The 20,253-nt window shown below is 38.1% G+C and carries 15 protein-coding genes and 1 riboswitch; of the genes, 5 read left to right on the forward strand and 10 right to left on the reverse strand.

Going from position 1 to position 20,253, the window contains the following annotated elements:
* Positions 1-24: 24 nt before the first annotated feature.
* The 5 genes from IGJ46_RS09705 to ssnA are packed head-to-tail and all read right to left on the reverse strand — an operon-like array spanning position 25 to position 8,331.
* A complete protein-coding gene (locus IGJ46_RS09705; RefSeq protein WP_002362247.1) occupies positions 25-1,350 on the reverse strand; it encodes a YgeY family selenium metabolism-linked hydrolase in 1,326 nt (441 codons plus the stop codon).
* Positions 1,341-2,534 carry a diaminopropionate ammonia-lyase gene (gene dpaL / locus IGJ46_RS09710; protein ID WP_002356589.1) on the reverse strand — a complete coding sequence of 398 codons (1,194 nt, stop codon included), beginning with the start codon at positions 2,532-2,534 and terminating at the stop codon, positions 1,341-1,343. Before dpaL ends, IGJ46_RS09705 begins: the two co-directional genes overlap by 10 nt.
* Before the next feature lie 23 nt (positions 2,535-2,557).
* On the reverse strand, positions 2,558-3,931 hold the full coding sequence (hydA, locus tag IGJ46_RS09715) for a dihydropyrimidinase (RefSeq protein ID WP_002387141.1): 1,374 nt from the start codon (positions 3,929-3,931) through the stop codon (positions 2,558-2,560).
* Positions 3,932-3,960: 29 nt separating this feature from the next.
* On the reverse strand, positions 3,961-6,966 hold the full coding sequence (gene ygfK, locus IGJ46_RS09720) for a putative selenate reductase subunit YgfK (RefSeq protein ID WP_218391224.1): 3,006 nt from the start codon (positions 6,964-6,966) through the stop codon (positions 3,961-3,963).
* 30 nt (positions 6,967-6,996) lie between these two features.
* Positions 6,997-8,331, reverse strand: a complete 1,335-nt coding sequence (gene ssnA / locus IGJ46_RS09725; RefSeq protein ID WP_142956546.1) for a putative aminohydrolase SsnA — start codon at positions 8,329-8,331, stop codon at positions 6,997-6,999.
* Positions 8,332-8,734: 403 nt separating this feature from the next.
* Here ssnA and IGJ46_RS09730 point away from each other — a divergent pair, with 403 nt between their 5' ends.
* The 5 genes from IGJ46_RS09730 to IGJ46_RS09750 all read left to right on the forward strand — a co-directional run bounded on the left by IGJ46_RS09730 (position 8,735) and on the right by IGJ46_RS09750 (position 13,372).
* Positions 8,735-9,373: a helix-turn-helix transcriptional regulator gene (locus IGJ46_RS09730; RefSeq protein WP_002381503.1), complete on the forward strand. Its 639-nt coding sequence runs from the start codon at positions 8,735-8,737 to the stop codon at positions 9,371-9,373.
* Between the two features lie 205 nt (positions 9,374-9,578).
* Positions 9,579-10,931, forward strand: coding sequence for a Mur ligase family protein (locus tag IGJ46_RS09735; protein ID WP_002362254.1), 1,353 nt, complete (start codon positions 9,579-9,581; stop codon positions 10,929-10,931).
* Entirely contained in the window at positions 10,921-11,613 is a 693-nt protein-coding gene (locus IGJ46_RS09740; protein ID WP_002356583.1) for a type 1 glutamine amidotransferase, read from the forward strand. Before IGJ46_RS09735 ends, IGJ46_RS09740 begins: the two co-directional genes overlap by 11 nt.
* Before the next feature lie 114 nt (positions 11,614-11,727).
* Positions 11,728-11,772, forward strand: a riboswitch (PreQ1 riboswitch).
* 77 nt (positions 11,773-11,849) lie between these two features.
* Complete coding sequence (locus tag IGJ46_RS09745) at positions 11,850-12,824, forward strand: nucleoside hydrolase (protein ID WP_010777863.1); 975 nt, start codon at positions 11,850-11,852, stop codon at positions 12,822-12,824.
* Between the two features lie 2 nt (positions 12,825-12,826).
* A complete protein-coding gene (locus IGJ46_RS09750) occupies positions 12,827-13,372 on the forward strand; it encodes an ECF transporter S component (RefSeq protein ID WP_002362580.1) in 546 nt (181 codons plus the stop codon).
* A gap of 55 nt (positions 13,373-13,427) precedes the next feature.
* Here IGJ46_RS09750 and manA read toward each other — a convergent pair whose 3' ends face one another.
* The 5 genes from manA to IGJ46_RS09775 all read right to left on the reverse strand — a co-directional run bounded on the left by manA (position 13,428) and on the right by IGJ46_RS09775 (position 20,238).
* Complete coding sequence (manA, locus tag IGJ46_RS09755) at positions 13,428-14,399, reverse strand: mannose-6-phosphate isomerase, class I (RefSeq protein WP_002359619.1); 972 nt, start codon at positions 14,397-14,399, stop codon at positions 13,428-13,430.
* Between the two features lie 41 nt (positions 14,400-14,440).
* A complete protein-coding gene (locus IGJ46_RS09760; protein WP_002404058.1) occupies positions 14,441-15,484 on the reverse strand; it encodes a serine hydrolase domain-containing protein in 1,044 nt (347 codons plus the stop codon).
* A gap of 129 nt (positions 15,485-15,613) precedes the next feature.
* A complete protein-coding gene (locus tag IGJ46_RS09765; protein WP_002356578.1) occupies positions 15,614-16,483 on the reverse strand; it encodes a VOC family protein in 870 nt (289 codons plus the stop codon).
* Positions 16,484-16,645: 162 nt separating this feature from the next.
* Positions 16,646-18,514 (reverse strand): ABC transporter ATP-binding protein, encoded by a 1,869-nt coding sequence (locus IGJ46_RS09770; RefSeq protein WP_002362258.1) that lies wholly within the window; start codon positions 18,512-18,514, stop codon positions 16,646-16,648.
* Positions 18,511-20,238, reverse strand: a complete 1,728-nt coding sequence (locus IGJ46_RS09775) for an ABC transporter ATP-binding protein (protein ID WP_002356575.1) — start codon at positions 20,236-20,238, stop codon at positions 18,511-18,513. The genes IGJ46_RS09770 and IGJ46_RS09775 overlap by 4 nt, the downstream gene beginning before the upstream one ends.
* Positions 20,239-20,253: the final 15 nt, after the last annotated feature.

Raw genomic sequence — 20,253 nt, forward strand, 5'->3', positions numbered from 1 at the left:
TTTTCTTGTCTAATAATCCTTTACTTAACCACAATAGACCGTTGGTAATGCCGCATAAACGGCTGCACAACGAACCAAATCATCTTTCCAAGTTTTTTCATTTGGTGCATGTGCTTGTGCTTCGGCCCCTGGCCCGAAACCAATACAAGGAATACCATTACGTCCCATAATTGAAACGCCATTTGTTGAGAAGGTCCACTTATCTAACAATGGGCGTTCTTCACGCATTTCCACTGTTTCTACAGAGCCTTTCCGTGTTTCTCCATAGAGATTTTTATGCGTTTCCATCAAGGCTTTTGTTACATCATGATTTTCTGGAATTACCCACGTTGGGAAATAACATTCAATTTCATAAGTTAAATCCGTATAAGAAGGACGATCATAGTTGTACATTGAAACCGTCACATCATCTCCATATTTTTTAACAGCTGGTAAATTGCGAATTTCTTCTAAACAACTTTCCCAAGTTTCTCCAGCAGTCATTCGACGGTCTAGTGAAACGGTACAGCCATCCGCAACAGCACACCGACTTGGTGAAGAATGGAAAATTTGCGAAACAGTCACCGTACCACGTCCTAAGAAACGGGCTTCTTGCCACTCTGGATTGTACTTAGGATCTAACATACGAACTAAACCACGAATCGCTGTGCTTTCTGTATCTCCATTGTTGTTTAAGGCACGAACATCTTGTAAGATATCCGCCATTTTGTAAATGGCATTATCTCCACGTTCTGGTGCTGAGCCATGACACGAAACGCCTTTGACATCAACTTTAATTTCCATTCGGCCTCGTTGACCACGATAAATCCCACCATCTGTTGGCTCTGTTGAAACAACAAATTCTGGACGGATACCGTCTTCTTTGATAATGTACTGCCAACATAAGCCGTCACAGTCTTCTTCTTGGACAGTAACTGTTACTAAAGCAGTGTATTTTTCTGATAATAGACCTAAATCTTTCATGATTTTAGCGCCATAAATAGCCGAAACAATCCCGCCCTCTTGGTCAGACGTACCGCGACCACCGATCTCAGTTTCTGTTTCATAGCCATCGTAAGGATCAAATTTCCAGTTACTCATTTCACCAATTCCGACAGTATCCATGTGCCCATCAAAAGCAATTAATTTTTCACCAGACCCCATATAACCAAGTAAATTTCCTTGAGGATCAATGTCAATTTTATCGAAACCTAATTTTTCCATTTCGGCTTTTGCTCGCGCAATTTTGTTGCCTTCTTCTGCACTTTCTCCTGGAATTTTGACAAGGTCTCTTAAAAATTTGACCATATCTTCTCTGTAACCTTCTGCTGCTGCATTTACTGCATTAAAATCCATTCCTTTTACCTCCATAAAATTTTTTTATAATTGTCTGGATCAGTGTCCCCTTCGGTAGAAAACATTAAAACGTTTGACGTCTCATCCAGTTGCAATGCCTCACGTAATTCTTGATAGTCGGGATCTTGCATCACTGTAGCTACTAAGCCCATTGCTACTGCCCCAGATTCGCCTGATACAACTTGCGGATCCCCTTTTAATGGCGCGCCCAACATACGCATTCCTTTTTCAGAAACCCAATCTGGTGCTGAAACAAAGAAGGATGTATGATTTTTTAGAATATCAAAAGAAATCGTATTAGGTTCTCCACATGCTAGGCCAGCCATAATTGTCTGTAAATCACCATCGACAAAGCGAATTTCTCCGTCTTTTTTAATTGCTGATTGATATAAACAGTCAGCCGCCTGTGCCTCAACTACGACCATAATCGGTGGGTTTTCTGGAAAAGCATTAGCAAAATAACCAATCACCGCCCCAGCTAAACTGCCGACACCAGCTTGAACAAAAACATGACTAGGTCGTTCAGAGCCAAATTTTCTTAATTGTTGAGAGGCTTCTAACGCCATCGTTCCGTATCCTTGCATAATCCAAGTCGGAATTTTTTCATATCCGTCCCAAGCGGTGTCTTGAACCATGACACCGTTTTCAGTTTCTTCGGCCATTTTATTAGCCATTCGCACACATTCATCGTAATTAACTTCTTCGATTGTGACGGTTGCGCCTTCTTTTTCAATATTTTCTTTTCTCGTCTGTGTTGAACCCTTCGGCATGAGTACAACTGATTTTTGGCCTAATTTATTCGCAGCCCAAGCGACTCCTCGTCCATGGTTACCATCAGTTGCTGTAAAAAACGTAGCTTGTCCAAAAGCTGATCGTAATTGATCAGAAGTTAATTCATCATATGTTAGTTCCGAAACATCTTTCTTTAATTTTTCGGCAATATAGTTAGCCATGGCAAACGAACCACCTAATACTTTAAAAGCATTTAAACCAAAGCGATAAGATTCATCTTTAACAAAGAAATCATTTAACCCCAGATACGCGGCCATATGATTCAATTCTGCTAATGGTGTTTCTGAATACTGTGGAAAACTTTTGTGAAAAGCCAAAGCTTTCTCAATTTTTTCTTTAGACATCAGAGGTAAGTACTTATCCTCCGTCTTCGGCATTTCATTTGCTGTCCATTTAATTTTTTCCAAAAATACTTCTCCTCCTTCTATTTTTAAGTTGCTTTACGAAAAACAAATTTTCCTTGATTTGCCAAGATGACTTGCCCAGCTTCAGCAACTTTTTGACCTCTTAAATAAACCATTCGAGCCTGTCCTTGTGTTTCAAATCCTTCATACGGCGTATAATCGACATTTTGTAACTGCGTTCTCGCAGCAATCACGCCGGTTGTTCTGGGATCCCAAACAACTAAATCGGCATCACTGCCTTCTTGCACCACACCTTTTTGTGGATACATCGAGAATTGTTTAGCAATATTTTCAGAAAGCAGAGCAACCATTTTTTCCAAGGTGATTCGGCCCTTCGCCACACCTTCCGTGTAAATTAATTCTGGTCTCGTTTCAACACCTGGCATCCCATTGGGAATTTTACTAAAATCATCTTTGCCAACTGTTTTTTGTCCGTAAAAATTAAAACTGCAGTGATCTGTCGATATTGTATTGATTGCCCCCTCTTTAATCCCTTGCCACAAAGCCCGTTGATCCTCTCGTTTGCGTAGTGGCGGTGAGCAGACATATTTTGCTGCTTCAAAATTAGGCGCATCATACAAGTGATCATCTAGTAAAAGATATTGAGGGCAAGTTTCTACATAGACTGATTGTCCTCTTTGACGAGCCCGTTCCACCGCTTCTAATGATCGTTTTGTGCTTAAATGCACAATATTAACCGGCAAATCAGCCATTTCCGCTATCATCAAATATCTTGCTACCGCTTCTGCTTCAACAGCCGCCGGTCTTGATAACGGATGATAGTGCGGGGTTAGCTTTCCTTGAGAAACATATGATTGGATTAATTCATCTACTAAATCACCATTTTCACAATGAACGCCTAACATTCCATTAACTTTTTTTATTTCCTTCATCGCTTCAAAAATTTCCGCATCTGTGGTCCGCAAATTATCATAAGCCATATACATTTTGAAGGAAGTAATACCTGCAGCAATCATTTCCTGAATTTCAGCAGCTATCGTTGGTTTCCATTCAATCATGGACATATGGTAAGTATAATCACATGAACTCTTGCCTTCAGCCAATTGATTCCAAGTAGCTAAACAGTCTTTCAATGAGCCGCCTTTATTAGGTGTAGCCATATCAATAACCGTAGTCGTACCTTTGGCCACCGCCGCTTGGCTTCCAGTGGTAAAGTTATCCGCCGTACTTAACGAACCTTTGCCATTATTTAATTCCAGATGCGTATGCGCATCAATAAAGCCTGGTAATACATAACACCCCGTAACATCCTCAATCTGAGAATTTTCTACTGGTAAATTTGCCCCCATCTCTACAATTTGCTCGCCGTCAATTCGAATATCCAATTGACGACGATTATATGCAGATACGACGGTTCCACCTTTGAGCAGAATAGACATTTATTTATCCCCCAGTCGTAAATTTCCTTTTATGCTTGCATACAATAAGCATATTCTTCAATCATAGTTACCATTAATGCAATTAAATCTTCTGGTACATCTAATCCTTGATCTGTTAATTGAATTGTTGACACCGTTCCCCATAGACGCAGTAAACAAATTTTATCCACAGGATTTTGAACATAGAAACCTGAATTAGTACTGTCATAAAAATCAGCTTCACTGTTAAATAAGGTAAATTTGTCTTTGTAAGGGGCACTTGCATAAGGGCAAAATGTTTCACAGTTACCACATTCGTTACACATCCGATCAACATGGACAATTTGTGGTTTTCCTTCGACATACACAACAATATTTGCTCGGTTTGGACAGACATCCATACAAGATTCACAAATTGTGGAGCATTCTAAGCAACGACTAGCTTGACTACAAGACATCTCGTCTGTCACAAGGATACCCCGTTTGTTTCTAACAAATGCGACATCACTATTTAAATTATCTTTTTCATAGTGATGATTGTGGACAAGACAAATATTATTGGCCGCTTTGGTTGCATCAGCGATTGCTTCAACAATTGTGGCTGGTCCTAAATTAGCGTCACCAATGACATAGACGCCTGGTATATTTGTTTCCAATGTTTCTTGATTTGAAACGACTTTCCCATAGTTGTCCGTGTGAATGCCTAATGCTTGGTAAAACTCTGTATCTACTTTTTCACCAACAGCGGCAATCACTGTATCAGCAGGAATATCAATCATTTCTCCTGTACCAATCGGACGACGGCGTCCAGAAGCATCTCGTTCACCTAGGACCATTTTTTCACAAGTTAATTGTTGATTTTCATGTTTAATTGGCGAAAGTAATTCTAAAAAGTCAACGCCATCTTCTAAGGCTAAATAAAGTTCTTCTTCATCTGCTGGCATATTGCGTTTATTCCGACGATAAACCACTGAGACTTTTTTAACACCAGGTAATGTTGTGGCTGCACGAGCACAGTCCATAGCTGTATTTCCGCCACCAACGACGACAATCTGTTCTCCGTAAGGATTAATCGTTGGATTTTCTCGGTTTGCTTTTAAAAATTCTAACGAGTTCAATGCCCGACCAGATTCTAAACGAAGGACCCCATGTTTCCATGCACCAATGGCATAAATAACATTCGTATAGCCTTGGTTTTTCAATTCCGCCAATGATGGCGCCTCTTGTCCTGTAAGGAATTCAGCTCCCATAAATTCCGCTAACTGAACGTCTTTTTGAACAGATTCCATAGAAATTCGAAATTCTGGTACAATCTGGCTACAAACGCCCCCAATTGTCTTGGATTTTTCAAACACAGTAACAGGCATGCCTTCACGTGCTAATAAATACCCAGCAGAGATCCCTGCAGGACCTCCACCCACAACAGCTGTTTTAGGTGCATTTTCTTTTGGCTGTGGCTTTTCTAGTGTCGTCAATAATTCATCATAAGCATGTTCAGCTGCTTCTAACTTCACTTCCCGAATATGAATAGATTCTTCATAAAATTGACGTGTACATTTAGTCATACAAGGATGTGCACAAATGGTTCCAGTAATAAAAGGCAATGGATTTTTATCGACAATTACTTTCAAGGCCTTTAAATAATTGCCTTCACTGACATAACGAAGGTAAGCAGGAATATCCTGATTGATTGGACAACCACCGTCACTTCGACAAGGAGCAATATAACAATCTGTTAACGGAACTGTTTTTCTTAGTTTGGTATTTTCTGGTAATTTAATTGATTTTTGGTAACGCGCTTGTGTTTTAGCTTTCTCAACAACTTGGGCTAATTTATCCAAGTTGACATGAACCATCTGAGGATATTCTGCTGCGCTTAATACATTAGCAACTTGATTCATTCGTTGATAGCCACCAGGTTTCAATAGCGTCGTTGCCATAGTGATTGGCCAAATCCCAGCATCAAATATTTCTTTACTATTGAAAATATCTGCACCGCCAGAATAAGAAATTTGTAGTTTCCCATCAAATGCTTCTGATAATTTTTGTGCCAATGAAATACTAAGAGGAAATAGCGAACGTCCTGACATGTACATTTCATCACCAGGTAATTCATTTGCTGCAATCGTTACCGGGAAAGTGTTCGTAATTTTAACTCCGAAGCTTAGATTTTTACTATTAGCTAATAATTGCAGACGTTGTAACATCGGTACTGCTTCTTCAAATTGTAAATCTTCTTTAAAATGGTGATCGTCAAAAACCATATAATCAAACCCTAGCTCATCCATCGTTTGACGCGCATATTCATAACCTAACATGGTTGGATTACATTTAATAAAGGAATGGAGCCCTTTTTCACTTAATAAATAGGCCGCAATTCGTTCAATTTCATCTGATGGACAGCCGTGTAAAGTCGACAGCGTAATAGAATGACAGACTTTAGGACTAATTGCTTCGATATATAAGTCATCTACTTTTTTAAAATAAGATAGATATTTTTTGGCAGCTGCTTGGCATTCCGCCCAAATCGGCGTTCCTTCTACGTTCTGCATTTCGTTAATATAACGATCAATTTTTGGTGATTGAATCCCTGCCAAATCATAGCCAACACTCATATTAAAAATGAAACCATTCGGGTCACCTAGCTCCAACTCTTTACTCAGTAACTTCAAAACGAACCATGCTTTGACGTATTCATCATAAGCTTGGGGGACGCGCAATTCTGTGGACCACTCAACGTTGTAACATTCATCCGCTGCTGCGATACATGGTTTACTCACTGGTAAATCTTCTCCATCCAGTATCTGGACTGTCTTAACTTCAAAAAAACGAGAACCTGTTAAATAGGCCGCAATAATATTTTGTGCTAATTGTGTATGAGGACCTGCTGCTGGACCACAAGGGGTTTCCATTTTTTCTCCAAATAACGGAATCGTTTTTGTAGGATCCGCATGATAAAATTTACGAATGCCAAAAATTGTGCCATCTTGTTGATACTCACTAAAAATCCAATTTAATAAAGCCTCAATTGAGATGGGATGCATAATATCACTCATTAACGTCACTCCTTTTATTTATAATGAAAGCTATTGATTTACTCGTTTCCAGAAAGATTGTGCTTGCGTTTGCGCATCATGCCAAACTTTCTCTTCATCAATTCCTTGAACTTCACGATTACGCATCCGAATTTCTCCATTAATCACCGTGTCAGTAACCATCCCACCATTCATGCCGAATAAAATGTGCATGTTATAATTCTCTTTTGTCATTGGTGTCGGGCCATGATAATCAACAATAATGACGTCTGCTGCTGCATCAGGTTCTAAAACGCCTAGCTTTGTTTTAAAATAGCGATTAGCCATTTGCGGATTATTATCAAACAGCATTGTGGGAATTTCTGCCCAACCCGCATTTGGATCAGCTAAATGATGTTTGTGGATAACATTTCCTACCTTATAAGATTCCGTCACATCATTCGTATAACCATCTGTGCCAAGACCCATCAAAATACCATACTCATTAAACATGCGCATCGCAGGCGGGCAGCCGACCGCATTCCCCATATTCGACTCTGGATTCGTGACCACCATTGTGTCTGTATCTCTTAGTAATTCCATCTCATGAGGTCCAATATGGATGCAATGGCCTGCCATTGTCTGTTTTCCTAAAATTCCTAAATCAAATAATCGGTTCACAATCGGCTTCCCATATTTTTTCAAAGAATCATGAACATCGGCTAAATCCTCTGCAATATGAATATGATAACCAATCCCATCTGGCGTATTGGCTGCACATAATTCTAAAGAAGCATCTGATAAAGTAAATGCTGCATGCATCCCCATCATCGCTTTTTGCATATCATCATTTCTTAAGGAACTGGCTTTAATAAAGGCGGCATTTTCTTGAACTGCTTCCCGCATTTTCTGCTCACCATCGCGATCAGAAACTTCATAACAAAGGCAGGTTCGAATCCCTAACTCGTCCGCTGCATTAGATAATTGGGTTAAACTCCCTGTAATTTCTCCGTAACTAGCATGATGATCAAAGACAGTTGTAACGCCGTTGCGAATACTATCTAAATAAGCAACCTTACCACTTTGATAAGTGTCTTCTAATGTCAAGGCACGATCAATTCGCCACCATTGATCTACCAAAATATCCATGAAATTTTTAGGATGATAATTCGTTAAACTTAACCCACGTGCAAAGGTACTATAAATATGATTGTGCATGTTAATAAAGCCTGGCATAATCACTCCACCTTTAGCATCAATAAATGTCGCTTCTGGATAAGCTTGTTTTAATTCTTCTGTCGTTCCGACTTGTTTCACAACTTGACCATCAATCGCCACACACCCATTTTCAAAAAAATGATTCTGCGCATCCCGAGTGATTAAACGCCCATTTCCAATTAATAACATGTATTCTCCTCCTATTTTCCAACCTATTCCCCACATGTAGCAAACGCTTACAAATCAATCGCTCAATCATTCACGAATATAGCTTGTCTAGCTTTTCTAATCTATATTTCCTACGAAAAGCATTTGAAGCGCTTGCATTTTTTTACTAACGAACTCATTAACTTGATTAAAGTATATCACCTTACCTTAAAAAAAACAATGCTACCTAAAAAATATTTTTTAGAATTTTGACAGCCGTTATCTTGTATTATTATTTTTATCATGCTATCATTATTTTTCAGAACAGGTAGTACGCGACATTAAAGGATTTAGCCCTGCCTATTCCATTTAAAAATATTATGTTAAATTTGACACAATCTTATAAAAACTGTTTGTGCCAGGCACATTAGAAAGGAGCTTATTTATGTTATCCGACGAAAAACTTACTTTTTTAACACAAATTGCTAAAGGTTTAGCTGGTCAATTTGGGGAAAACTGCGAAGTCGTTATCCACCAAATCAATGAAGACAATATTAACAATTCTATTGTTTCCATCGAAAATGGTCATGTCTCTTCTCGTCATCTGGGCGATGGACCTTCTCAAGTAGTCTTAGAAGCCTTAAAAAAAGACCCTAGTGAGTTGAATGATCATATTAACTATCTGACCCGCACCCATGATGGTCGTATTTTAAAATCTAGTACAATGTATTTTAAAGATGAGAATGGTCAACTCGATGGTATTTTTGCTATTAACTACGACATCACTACATTGATTGCTGCAGAGTCGAACTTAAAATCTTTGATTTCCACTGCAGAACCTGAAGAAGATAAAGACCCTGATTACATTCCTCAGGATGTTAATGAGTTGTTAGACGATTTAATTCATGAATCAGTCAAATTAGTTGGCAAGCCGGTCCCATTAATGACGAAGGACGATAAAATCAAGTGTATTCAATTTTTAAACAATAAAGGCGCCTTCTTAGTCACTAAATCTGGAGACAAAGTTTCTAACTTCTTCAATATTTCTAAATATACGCTATACAGTTATATTGATGCGAAATAAAAATGGAAATCGATGGACGATTTGTTGTTAAGACAAGTCGTCTATTCTCTTTTTTCCTTCACTATTCTACTTTTTCTAAAAGACTTTTTAAATAATAGTAAGAAAAAGTAAAAGGAATTAATTTTTTATTTTAGTTATGGTATGATAGATTGAGTTTAATTTAAAATAACGAAAAATTAAAGATATAGAAATTGGGGGACAACAAATGGGGATTCGAAGTCATTTAGCAATTGCTGCAGGAAAAACTTCGCAATGGGTTTTACAAACATTTTTTAAAGGCGGCAGTAGCTACCCAGGGAAATTAGCCCTAAAAATCGATCCTAAAATTTTAGATACATTGGCAAAAGACTATGAAATTGTCGTAGTCACTGGAACGAACGGTAAAACATTGACAACTGCTTTAACTGTTAACATTTTACGCCAAGAATTTGATGAGGTATTAACAAATCCAACGGGTGCTAACATGGAGCAAGGAATTGTCTCTACTTTTTTAAATGCCAAGGCGAAAAAAGGACAAAAGAAATTTGCGGTGTTAGAAATTGATGAAGCAAGTTTAAGCCGTGTCACTAAATATATTCAACCAAAATTATTTGTTTTTACGAATATTTTCCGCGACCAAATGGATCGCTATGGTGAAATTTATACGACCTATCGCTTAATTATGGAAGGCGCCGCTGCTGCTCCTGAAGCAACTATTTTGTGCAATGGTGATTCGCCAATTTTTAATTCAAAAGAAACTGTAAATCCTCGCAAATACTATGGATTTAATCATTTACCACCGAAAGAGCAATTGGCTCATTACAATACAGATGGGGTTTTATGTCCAAAATGTAATCATATTCTTCATTATAAAATGATTACGTATGCTAATTTAGGTGATTACTATTGCCCAAATTGTGGCTTCAAACGCCCTGAATTGGATGTACAGTTAACGGAAATGGTCCGGATGGATAACACATCTGCTGATTTTGTGATTGATGGCGAAGAATATGGCATTGCTGTTGGCGGGATGTATAATGTTTATAATGCGCTAGCAGCCACAGCGGTAGCAGAATATTATCAGGTGGCACCAGATAAAATCCGAGCAGGCTTAGCTTATGATGAAAAAGTTTTTGGGCGTCAAGAAACTATTAAAGTTGGCGATAAAGAATGTACGTTAGTTTTAGTAAAAAATCCCGTTGGTTTAAATCAGGTCATTGATATGATGGGCTTAGCCCCTTACTCTTTCTCGCTGGTTTCATTATTAAATGCCAATTATGCAGATGGAATTGATGTCAGTTGGATTTGGGATGGTAATCATGAAGCCTTTGCTGATATGGACATTCCAAAAGTAATTGCTGGCGGTGATCGCCATGAAGATATGGCCTTGCGTTTAAAAGTTGCGGGTATTCCTGAAGAAAAATTACTAGAAATTCCTGATTTGGAGCAAGTAATTTCAGAAATTAAAACGTTGCCGACAGATCATGTCTATATTTTGGCAACCTATACTGCTGTTTTGCAATTAAGAAAATCATTAACAGCCCAAGGGTATATTCAAGGGGGAATGAATGGTGTCTAAAGAATTAGTCGTTTGTCATTTATATGGCAACTTATTAAATACTTACGGAGATAACGGAAATTTATTGATGCTTAAATATTTAACCGAAAAAATGGGCGTTACCTTCCGATCAGAAATTATCAGTATCTACGAACCGTTTGATCCCGAAAAATATGATTTAGTCTTTGTTGGTGGCGGTCAAGACTTTGAGCAACTGATCATCTCAGAAGACATTCAGAATAAAAAAGAAGCTTTGACTTCTTATATTGAAAATGACGGCGTCTTGTTAGCTATCTGTGGTGGTTATCAACTTCTAGGACATTACTATGTCGGCGCACAAGGCGAAAAAATTAAAGGAATCGGTGCGTTAGATCATTACACTTTGAGCCAAGACAACAATCGTTTCATTGGTGATATCGAAATTTATAATGAAGAATTTGATGAAACGTATTATGGTTTTGAAAATCATAATGGCATGACTTTTTTAGGCGAAGGTGAACGACCTTTAGGAACAGTCAAACAAGGCAAAGGCAATAACGGTCAAGATAATGGCGAAGGCGTTGTCTATAAAAATGTGTTTGGCTCCTACTTCCACGGTCCAATCTTAGCACGCAACAAAAATCTAGGGATTCGGTTAATTCGGACCGCTTTAGAGAAAAAATATGGTGAACCGATCGCTATTCCTGAAACGCTTTATAAATAAAAGAAGAATCTAGTTCCTACATATAGGACTAGATTCTTTTTCATTTCTCCGACAACTATTTACATCTTTACAAAATATAGTAAGATAAAGAGGTGCATTTAAAATCGAGAATTTCTCGGACTGGTTCGGAAACTTCCCAGAATAAAAAACTAAGTATCTCTCAATACTAACTCAAGTCATAGCTTTTTTAACAAGAGTTATCATTTGCAGTTAACGAAAAAGGAGGATTGGAAAAAATGCAAAAAGTAATTATTGATTGTGATCCCGGAATCGATGACACGCTTGCACTCTTGTATGCACTTGCTTCACCAGAGCTAGATGTCCAAGCGATTACCGTTGTTTGTGGAAATGTCCCTGTGGAGATTGGCGTGGAAAATGTTTTTAAATGTTTGGAAAAAGTTAATCGCTTAGATATTCCTGTCTACCAAGGGGCTGCTAGCCCTTTAAAACGGCCATTTGTTAGTGCACAAGATACACATGGCATGGATGGTTTAGGTGAAACATATTTCCCCAGAACTAGCAAAATCCAAGCACAAGCACTTTCCGCTGCTGACTATTTAGCACAAACCTTTCAACAAGCTACCGATTGCTCAATCATTGCCCTTGGTCCTTTAACAAATATTGCTTTGGCTTTAAAAAAAGAACCTCTTCTGGGGCGAAATCTTCAACGTTTTGTCTCAATGGGTGGTACCTTTAAAAGCCACGGCAATTGCTCTCCTGTTGCAGAATTTAATTATTGGTGTGATCCTGATGCAGCAGCTTGGGTTTTTGAGAAATTAGGTGCAAAAATCGAAATGGTCGGCTTAGATGTCACACGAGAAATTGTTTTTACACCAACAATTCTCAATTATTGTCAACGACTCAACCCCAAAATGGGGAATTACCTCGCTGAGATTACTCAATTTTATTTTGATTTTCATTGGAAATATGAACGTATTTTAGGGTGTGTTATCAACGATCCCTTAGCGGTTGCTTATTTTATTGATCCTGCGCTCTGCCAAGGCTTTTCCAGTTACGGACAAATTGTTCCTGACGGCATTGCTATGGGGCAATCAATGATCGATCAGTATCATTTCCAGCAGCAACCAGCTAATTGTCATGTCTTGACTACGGTTGATAGTCAACAGTTTTTCGTGAAGTTTCTATCCATTCTTTTAAATGTACAAATAGATGAGATCGAAAGAGATTTCAAAAATTTAAGGATGGGATAACCATGAAAAAAATAACACCACGAATCATTACAATTATCGCTTTTAGTGTTGCTTTAAATTACCTTGGCAGTACCGTTGCGTTGCTCCTTCGCTTACCAATCTATCTTGATAGCGTGGGAACTATTTTTACAGGTGCGTTATTAGGCCCACTCTTTGGCGCACTGACAGGTATTTTAACAAGTCTACTAACTGGATTGACAACGGATATCTTTTCTCTGTATTATTCACCTGTCCAACTCTGCACAGGAATTTTAGCAGGTTTGCTCCTTCATCAGCAGTTAAAAGTAACCAAATTACCATTTAAAACGTTGTGGTTAACGATACCAGGAACAGTGATTTCTTCCTTAATCACAGTTTGTTTATTTGGTGGAATTACTTCTGCTGGCTCCAGCATAATTGTCCAATTTTTATATGGTTTAGGCTTAAATCAGCTAGCAAGCGTCCTGTTGGTTCAATTGATAACAGATTACGGGGATCGTCTGCTATCGGTCATCATCGTCACAGCTGTTATCGCTGCCTTACCTAAACGTTCCTTTATAACAAAATAAACTGTTTTAATGCCAAAAAATGAGGAAATCATCTGTTGATGATCTCCTCATTTTTTTAGCGACTGCCAGGTTCTGAAGCTATAATCGTTAAATCACCTTCAAAACGCCAGCTCGGAATATCTGTTGGAAAGATAAAGCTATCGCCTTTTTTCAAATCAAAAGTAGCCACATCTGCTTTTGTAGCATCTTCTGTAATCAATCGACCCACACCTTCAATAACTGTTGCTAATGTATAAGGTGCTTGTTTTTTAACTTTTAGAATCCCACTGACACGCCACTCATAAACATTAAAGAAATCTGTTTTTACATAAGTAACAATGCTTGATTGTCCTTGATTTTCTTGTTGAATAGAGAGGTCAGGATCCTTTGCCGGAACGGTTGTCACATCAATGGATTGTTGAATATGCAATTCCCGGGTCTTTCCTTGATCATCTGTTCGATCATAATCATAAACCCGATACGTAGTATCACTGCTTTGTTGCGTTTCTAAAATTAAAATACCCGAGCCGATGGCATGAATAGTGCCGCTTGGTACATAATAAAAATCGCCTTTTTTCACTGGTACTTTTCTTAAAAGATCGTCCCAACGACCTTCTTCAATCATTTCTGCAAGTTCTTCTTTTGTTTTCGCGTGATGTCCATAAATGATTTCAGCGCCAGGTTCTGCATCAATAATGTACCAACATTCAGTTTTGCCTAGCTCGCCTTCATGTTTTTGGCCATATGCATCATCAGGATGAACTTGCACGGATAAATCATCTTCAGCATCTAAAATTTTCGTTAATAATGGAAAGACAGCGCCACCTGCATGGCCGAATAACTCTTGATGGTCTGCCCACAATTCATCTAATTTTTTTCCTTTAAATTCGCCATTTAAAACAGTACTAACGCCATGTGGATGTGCACTGATTGCCCAATCTTCACCAATTTTATCGCTCGGTAAATCGAAACCAAATAGCGTGTGTAGACGATTGCCGCCCCAAATTTTTTCTTGAAAAACAGGTTGTAAAAATAATGGTTCTTGCATTGACTGTGACCTCCCAAATTGAATTCGCTCTCATTATATCACTAAAAACTAGTCATTTCATCTGAAACTGATGATTTCTCTTTTAAATAGGTTGCCAACAACTGATCTCTTTCTTCGATATAAGTGTTCCGGTGGTCCTCTGGATGGACTCGATTAGATAAAAAGATAAACGCTGATTGTCGTTGCACATCAATTAGCAAAAAAGTGCCTGTATAGCCTGTATGGAATAATAATGGCCGTTGCGTAGCTACATCATATTTAAAATCCCAGCCTAGAGAACGTGGTTTATCTGCAGCTGGCACTTGGTTAACTAGTAACAAATCAATTGTCTCTTTTTTCAAGAATTGGTGATTGTGATAACTGCCTCGATTTAAATACATTCGAACAAATTTTGTTAAATCATAGACATTGCTAAACAAGCCAGCATTCCCTGCATGTTCCCGTAAAACGAATGCCTTAGGATCATGGGTTGCACCTCGAATCAACCCTCTTTGTTCATGTAATTCTGTTGGCACACAGTTTAAAGGATTCTTTGGTAGAAACGTACTTTCGTTCATCCCTAAAGGAAGCAATACTCGCTCAGATAAAATTTCTATCATTGATTGTTGGAACATTTCTTCTAACATAAAGCCTAATAAAATAGTCCCTGCATCTGTATAGACGACTTTTTTACCTATTGCTTTGCCTGCGTGAAATGAATGATTGTAGGCGTCTTTTAATTCTTGGGCATTCAGCTGATCACGATTAGGAATATAGCCTTGTAAATCTGCCGTATGTGTCAACAAATGCCGGATTGTAATATTAGAATCTTGAAAAGAGGGATAATAAGTTTGTAATGATTGATCTAGAATAATTTTTCCTTCTTCCACTAATTGCAAAATAACGGTGGTGGTGCCGACTACTTTGGTTAAAGAAGCCACATCAAACAGCATGGCCGAGGTTAATTGTTCTTTGGTGGGTTTTATTTGTGCGAGTCCCCAACAATTGCTCTCCTCTTTTTCACCTTCAATGAAACAAAAACTAGCGCCCGAAAAAACACCTTTTTTCATCATTTTTTGAATTTTCCACTTTGTTTTTTCGTACATTTTTTCACCTTCTATTTTTAATATTAAAGGAAAAGTCTAGAATAAGTTCCGAACAAAAGTAGCGTTAAACTTTTATTCCGACTTTATTCCAGACTTGCTAAAACAAGCTTATTTTGTCTGTCTAAGCGTTTATTTTAAGACAAACCACCATTCCAAGCCAATTGGATCAAACACAGTGACAATTGCTTTTTTCTGGTCAATAAAGAACTCTTGATTTTTTGCCGTTAATTGTTGCTCTATTGCTAAAATATGGTCTTGATCAGAGAGCTTAATGGTAAAGAAATCTAAACCTAAGTGTGGATCAGGTAATTGATCCACTTCACTTGTTTCAGGTTTTTGGAATCCAATAGTTGCTTTGCCATCTTCTAAAACAAATTGATCTTTTTCATTGCGTTTTAAACCCAGAACTTCCTCATAGTATGCTTTTATTTCTTTTTGATTGTTTGTTTTTAATTGCACATGCGCTAAATATGAGCCAGCGGCTAACCCTTGATGTGGCTCTAAGTCCTCACTGATAAGATCTTTAAGCACAATTGGTTGCTTTTCAGAAGTCGAATTTGCTGTTGCTTCATCGTGGAAAATCTCAAATTGATTGCCTTCAAGATCAGTAATGAACATGCTTTGACGTGTGCCAATTTGGAAACTTTCATCAATTGGGTAGTCTTGCTCAAGCACTCGTTGAGCAATTTGTAAAAATTCTTTTTCCGTAGGAACTTTAATTGAAAAATAAGCCATTTGCTTTTCTTCATTATGAAAATCTTCGGCTTTTCTAGTTTCTTCTAAAATTAATAATTGCGTTCCTGCTTCACGTGTACCCCAGATAGACAGGTTATTTTCTTCTGACTTTAAAACAAAACCCATTACTTTTTTATAAAAGTCGACCATTTCACCAACTTTTTTCGCACGAATGGCAATTGTTTTTAATGTCGCAGCTTTTTCTAATTGAAATTCAGTCATTTTTTCTGTTACCTCCATTTTCTTCTCTCCCATTTTATACATCTCTTGCTATTTCATCAAGTAATATCCTGTTTTTCTCAAAAGAAAATAGAAATTTTTCAATTTCGCTAACTTTTTGTCAAAAAAATAAGGCTTTAGGAACCAGTCTTTACGACTATGGTTCCTGAAGCCTCATTATGAATTACTATTTTTTTGCTTCGCCTTTTAGGCTACTTCTTCTGAAAACTGACTGTTATATAAGTCAGCATAAAAACCGTTTTTCGCCATTAATTCATCGTGGGTTCCTGTTTCTACAATTGAACCTTCTGCCATAACGATAATCGTATCGGCATCACGGATAGTTGACAAGCGATGAGCAACTACAAAGCTGGTCCGATTTTCCAATAAACGATTCATTGCTGCTTGAATCAGTATTTCTGTTCGAGTGTCCACACTTGAGGTGGCTTCATCCAAAATTAAAACGTCTGGATTTGCTAAGAATGCTCGAGCAATTGTAATTAATTGTCGTTGACCTTGAGAAATATTGCTGGCTTCTTCATTTAGAATCGTTTGATAGCCTTCTGGTAATTTTCTGACAAAATCATCCACATGGGCTGCTTTCGCCGCACGGATCACTTCTTCTTCGCTCGCTTGCTCATTACCATAATGAATATTGTCATAGATACTTCCAGTGAACAACCAAGTATCTTGAAGAACCATTGAAAAGTGTGCTCGCAACTCTTCGCGAGATAAATCGCGCGTATCAACGCCATCATATTTGATGCTGCCGCTACTAATATCATAGAAGCGTTCCAATAAGTTAATTAGGGTTGTTTTCCCAGCACCTGTTGGGCCCACGATTGCGACCATTTCCCCAGGTTTAACATTTAAATTGAAATCTTTCATTAATAATTTCTCTGGTGAATAGCCAAAAGCAACATGTTCAAAAGAAACACGATAAGGACTATCTGTTTCCACTGGTACGCCAGAAGGTTCATCCACCATTTCTTCTTCATCTAATACTTCAAAGACACGTTCTGCCGAAGCCACCGTAGCTTGGATTGTATTCATTAAATTAGCGATTTGAGTAATCGGTTGTGAAAATTGATTGGTATATTGAAGAAATGCTTGGACATCCCCTAAATCCATCATACCATTCGCTACTTTTACGCCACCAAGGACTGCAACAAACACATAGCCTAGATTTTTGATAAAGTTCATTAAAGGCATAATGATCGCTGAAATAAATTGTGCTTTGCGACCAGCATGATATAATTTTTCATTTTCTTTTTCAAATACTTCTTGATCACTTTCTTCGTGGTTGAAACTTTTTACTACTACGTGACCACCGTAGGTTTCTTCGACTTGGTTATTCAATAATCCTAAGCTTTTTTGTTGAGCCGCAAAATGTTTTTGCGAGCGAGGCGCCACAACCATCACAACAATTAAACTTAATGGCACTGTTGCTAAGGCAATTAGTGTTAACTGCCAGCTAATGGTCAGCATCATCCAAAGTACACCCACAAATGTCACGATACTGGTAATTAATTGGGTTAAGTTTTGTTGTAAAGTACTCGCAATATTATCCATGTCGTTAATTGCCCGCGACATGATGTCCCCGTTACTATGAGTATCATAATAGGAAATTGGAACTTTGTTCATTTTCGCTTCTAATTCTTGACGTAATTCATAAACTGTTCGCTGTGAAACACGTGTCATAATTACTTGCTGCAAGAAATTAAAGACAGCAGAAATAAGGTACATGGCAATAACAATTAATAAAATTTGACCGATTTTGTCAAAATCAATTGGAAAAGATGTTATTTTTAAGCCTTGTTTCATTTCAGCAGCGCCTTTCATGACGCCTTTAAAAATTTCAGTTGTTGCCTGTCCTAATACTTTTGGTGTTTGAATTTGGAAAACGACGGCTGCGATTGCTAATACTAAGACTGCAATAATTGACAGCATTCGTTTAGACATGTACCGAAATAAACGTTTCACTGTTTTCCAGAAATTTTTTGGTTTTGGCCCTTTTGCGCCAATGTTGCGTCCTGGTCCACCGCCCATTGGTCCGCCTTTTGGTCGACTACTCATGCAAGGTCCTCCTCTCTCAATTGAGAATGTACAATTTCTTGATACGTTTGGTTATTCGCTAATAACTCTTCATGCGTTCCTTTACCAACTAATTTCCCTTCGTCTAATACTAAAATTGTCGATGCTTCCATAACCGTACTTACACGTTGGGCTACTAAAACGACAATTGCATCCGTCATCTGCTCTTTTAAGGCTTTTCTTAAATTAGCATCTGTTTTGAAATCCAATGCAGAAAAGGAATCATCAAAAACATAGACATCTGCTGGTTTTACTAAAGCACGAGCAATAGCCAACCGCTGGCGTTGTCCGCCAGAGAAATTACCGCCGCCTTGTTCGACATGACTATCCAAACCTTCTGCCAATTCTGAAACAAACGCCTTCGCCTGCGCGATTTCTAAGGCTTGCCAAATTTCTTCATCGGTCGCATTTGGGGCGCCGTATTGCATATTTTCACGAATCGTTCCTGTAAATAAAACAGCCTTTTGCGGTACAAAGCCAATCATTTCTCGTAAATTATGCTGTGACGTATCTTTAATGTTTTTACCATTTAGCAAAATCTTGCCAGATTCAACATCATAAAAACGTGGTAAAAGATTAACCAGCGTTGTTTTCCCAGAACCTGTCCCACCAATAATTGCGACCGTCTCCCCAGATTTTGCTGAAAAATCTATATCTTCCAGTGCTAAGTTTTCAGCATGCTGGTAACGATAATTAACATGTTCAAACGCCAATGTTGCTTTGTCGCCTTTTAGAGAGAGTAGTTCTGGATTGGGTACATCTTTGATTTCTGAATCAGTATTTAGCACCTCATTAATCCGATCAGCAGAAGCTTGCGCCCGCGGTACCATGACAAAAATCATGGATAGCATCATGAAACTCATCAGAATTTGCATGGCATAAGTCATAAAGGCGATTAAGTTCCCTACTTCTAGTTGCATTTCCGCAATATAATGACCGCCAAACCAGGTGATTGCAATATTGGTACCACTCATAATGAGTGTCATTAAAGGAATCATCAAAGCGACAATCGTATTCACTTTAATCGCCGTTTGTGTATAATCCTTATTGGCTTCATCAAAACGTTGTTCTTCATAGTTTGCTTTGCCAAAGGCCCGAATCACACGAACCCCTGTCAGTCCTTCACGAAAAACTAAATTTAAACGGTCGGTTTTCTTTTGCATGCTCTTAAATAACGGAACCGCTAAAAACATGATACCTCCCACTAAAACAGCCATAATTGGTAAAACATATAGAAAAATTTTCGTTAATTGTGGGTCCTTGTTATACGCCATAAAACTTGCACCAATTAACGTTAAAGGTGCGTTAATCATTAAACGTAAAAACATTTGCATAACCATTTGAATCTGATTGACATCATTGGTTGTTCGTGTAATTAGCGAAGCTGTCCCAAATTTGTCAAATTCATTATTAGAAAAATTTTCAACTTTTCGATAAATATCAGTCCGTAATTTTTTACCTAAACTTTGTGATTCTTTGGTGGCAAAAAAGGTATTTCCAATAGAAGCGACAATGCTAATCAAAGAAAAGCCTAACATGACAACTCCTGTACTCCAAATATAGTTAATATCTCCTTTAGCGACACCGTCATTAATGATATTAGATGTTAATGTGGGCAGATATAAATCTGCGATAATTTGCACGATCATAAATAAAACCGCTGCAAAGACCGACCATAACGACATCCGTTTGACTAGTTTAATCAACTAACTTCTCCTCCT

Origin of the sequence: Enterococcus sp. AZ120 (genome assembly GCF_050546165.1) — a bacterium.
Taxonomy (GTDB): domain Bacteria; phylum Bacillota; class Bacilli; order Lactobacillales; family Enterococcaceae; genus Enterococcus; species Enterococcus faecalis.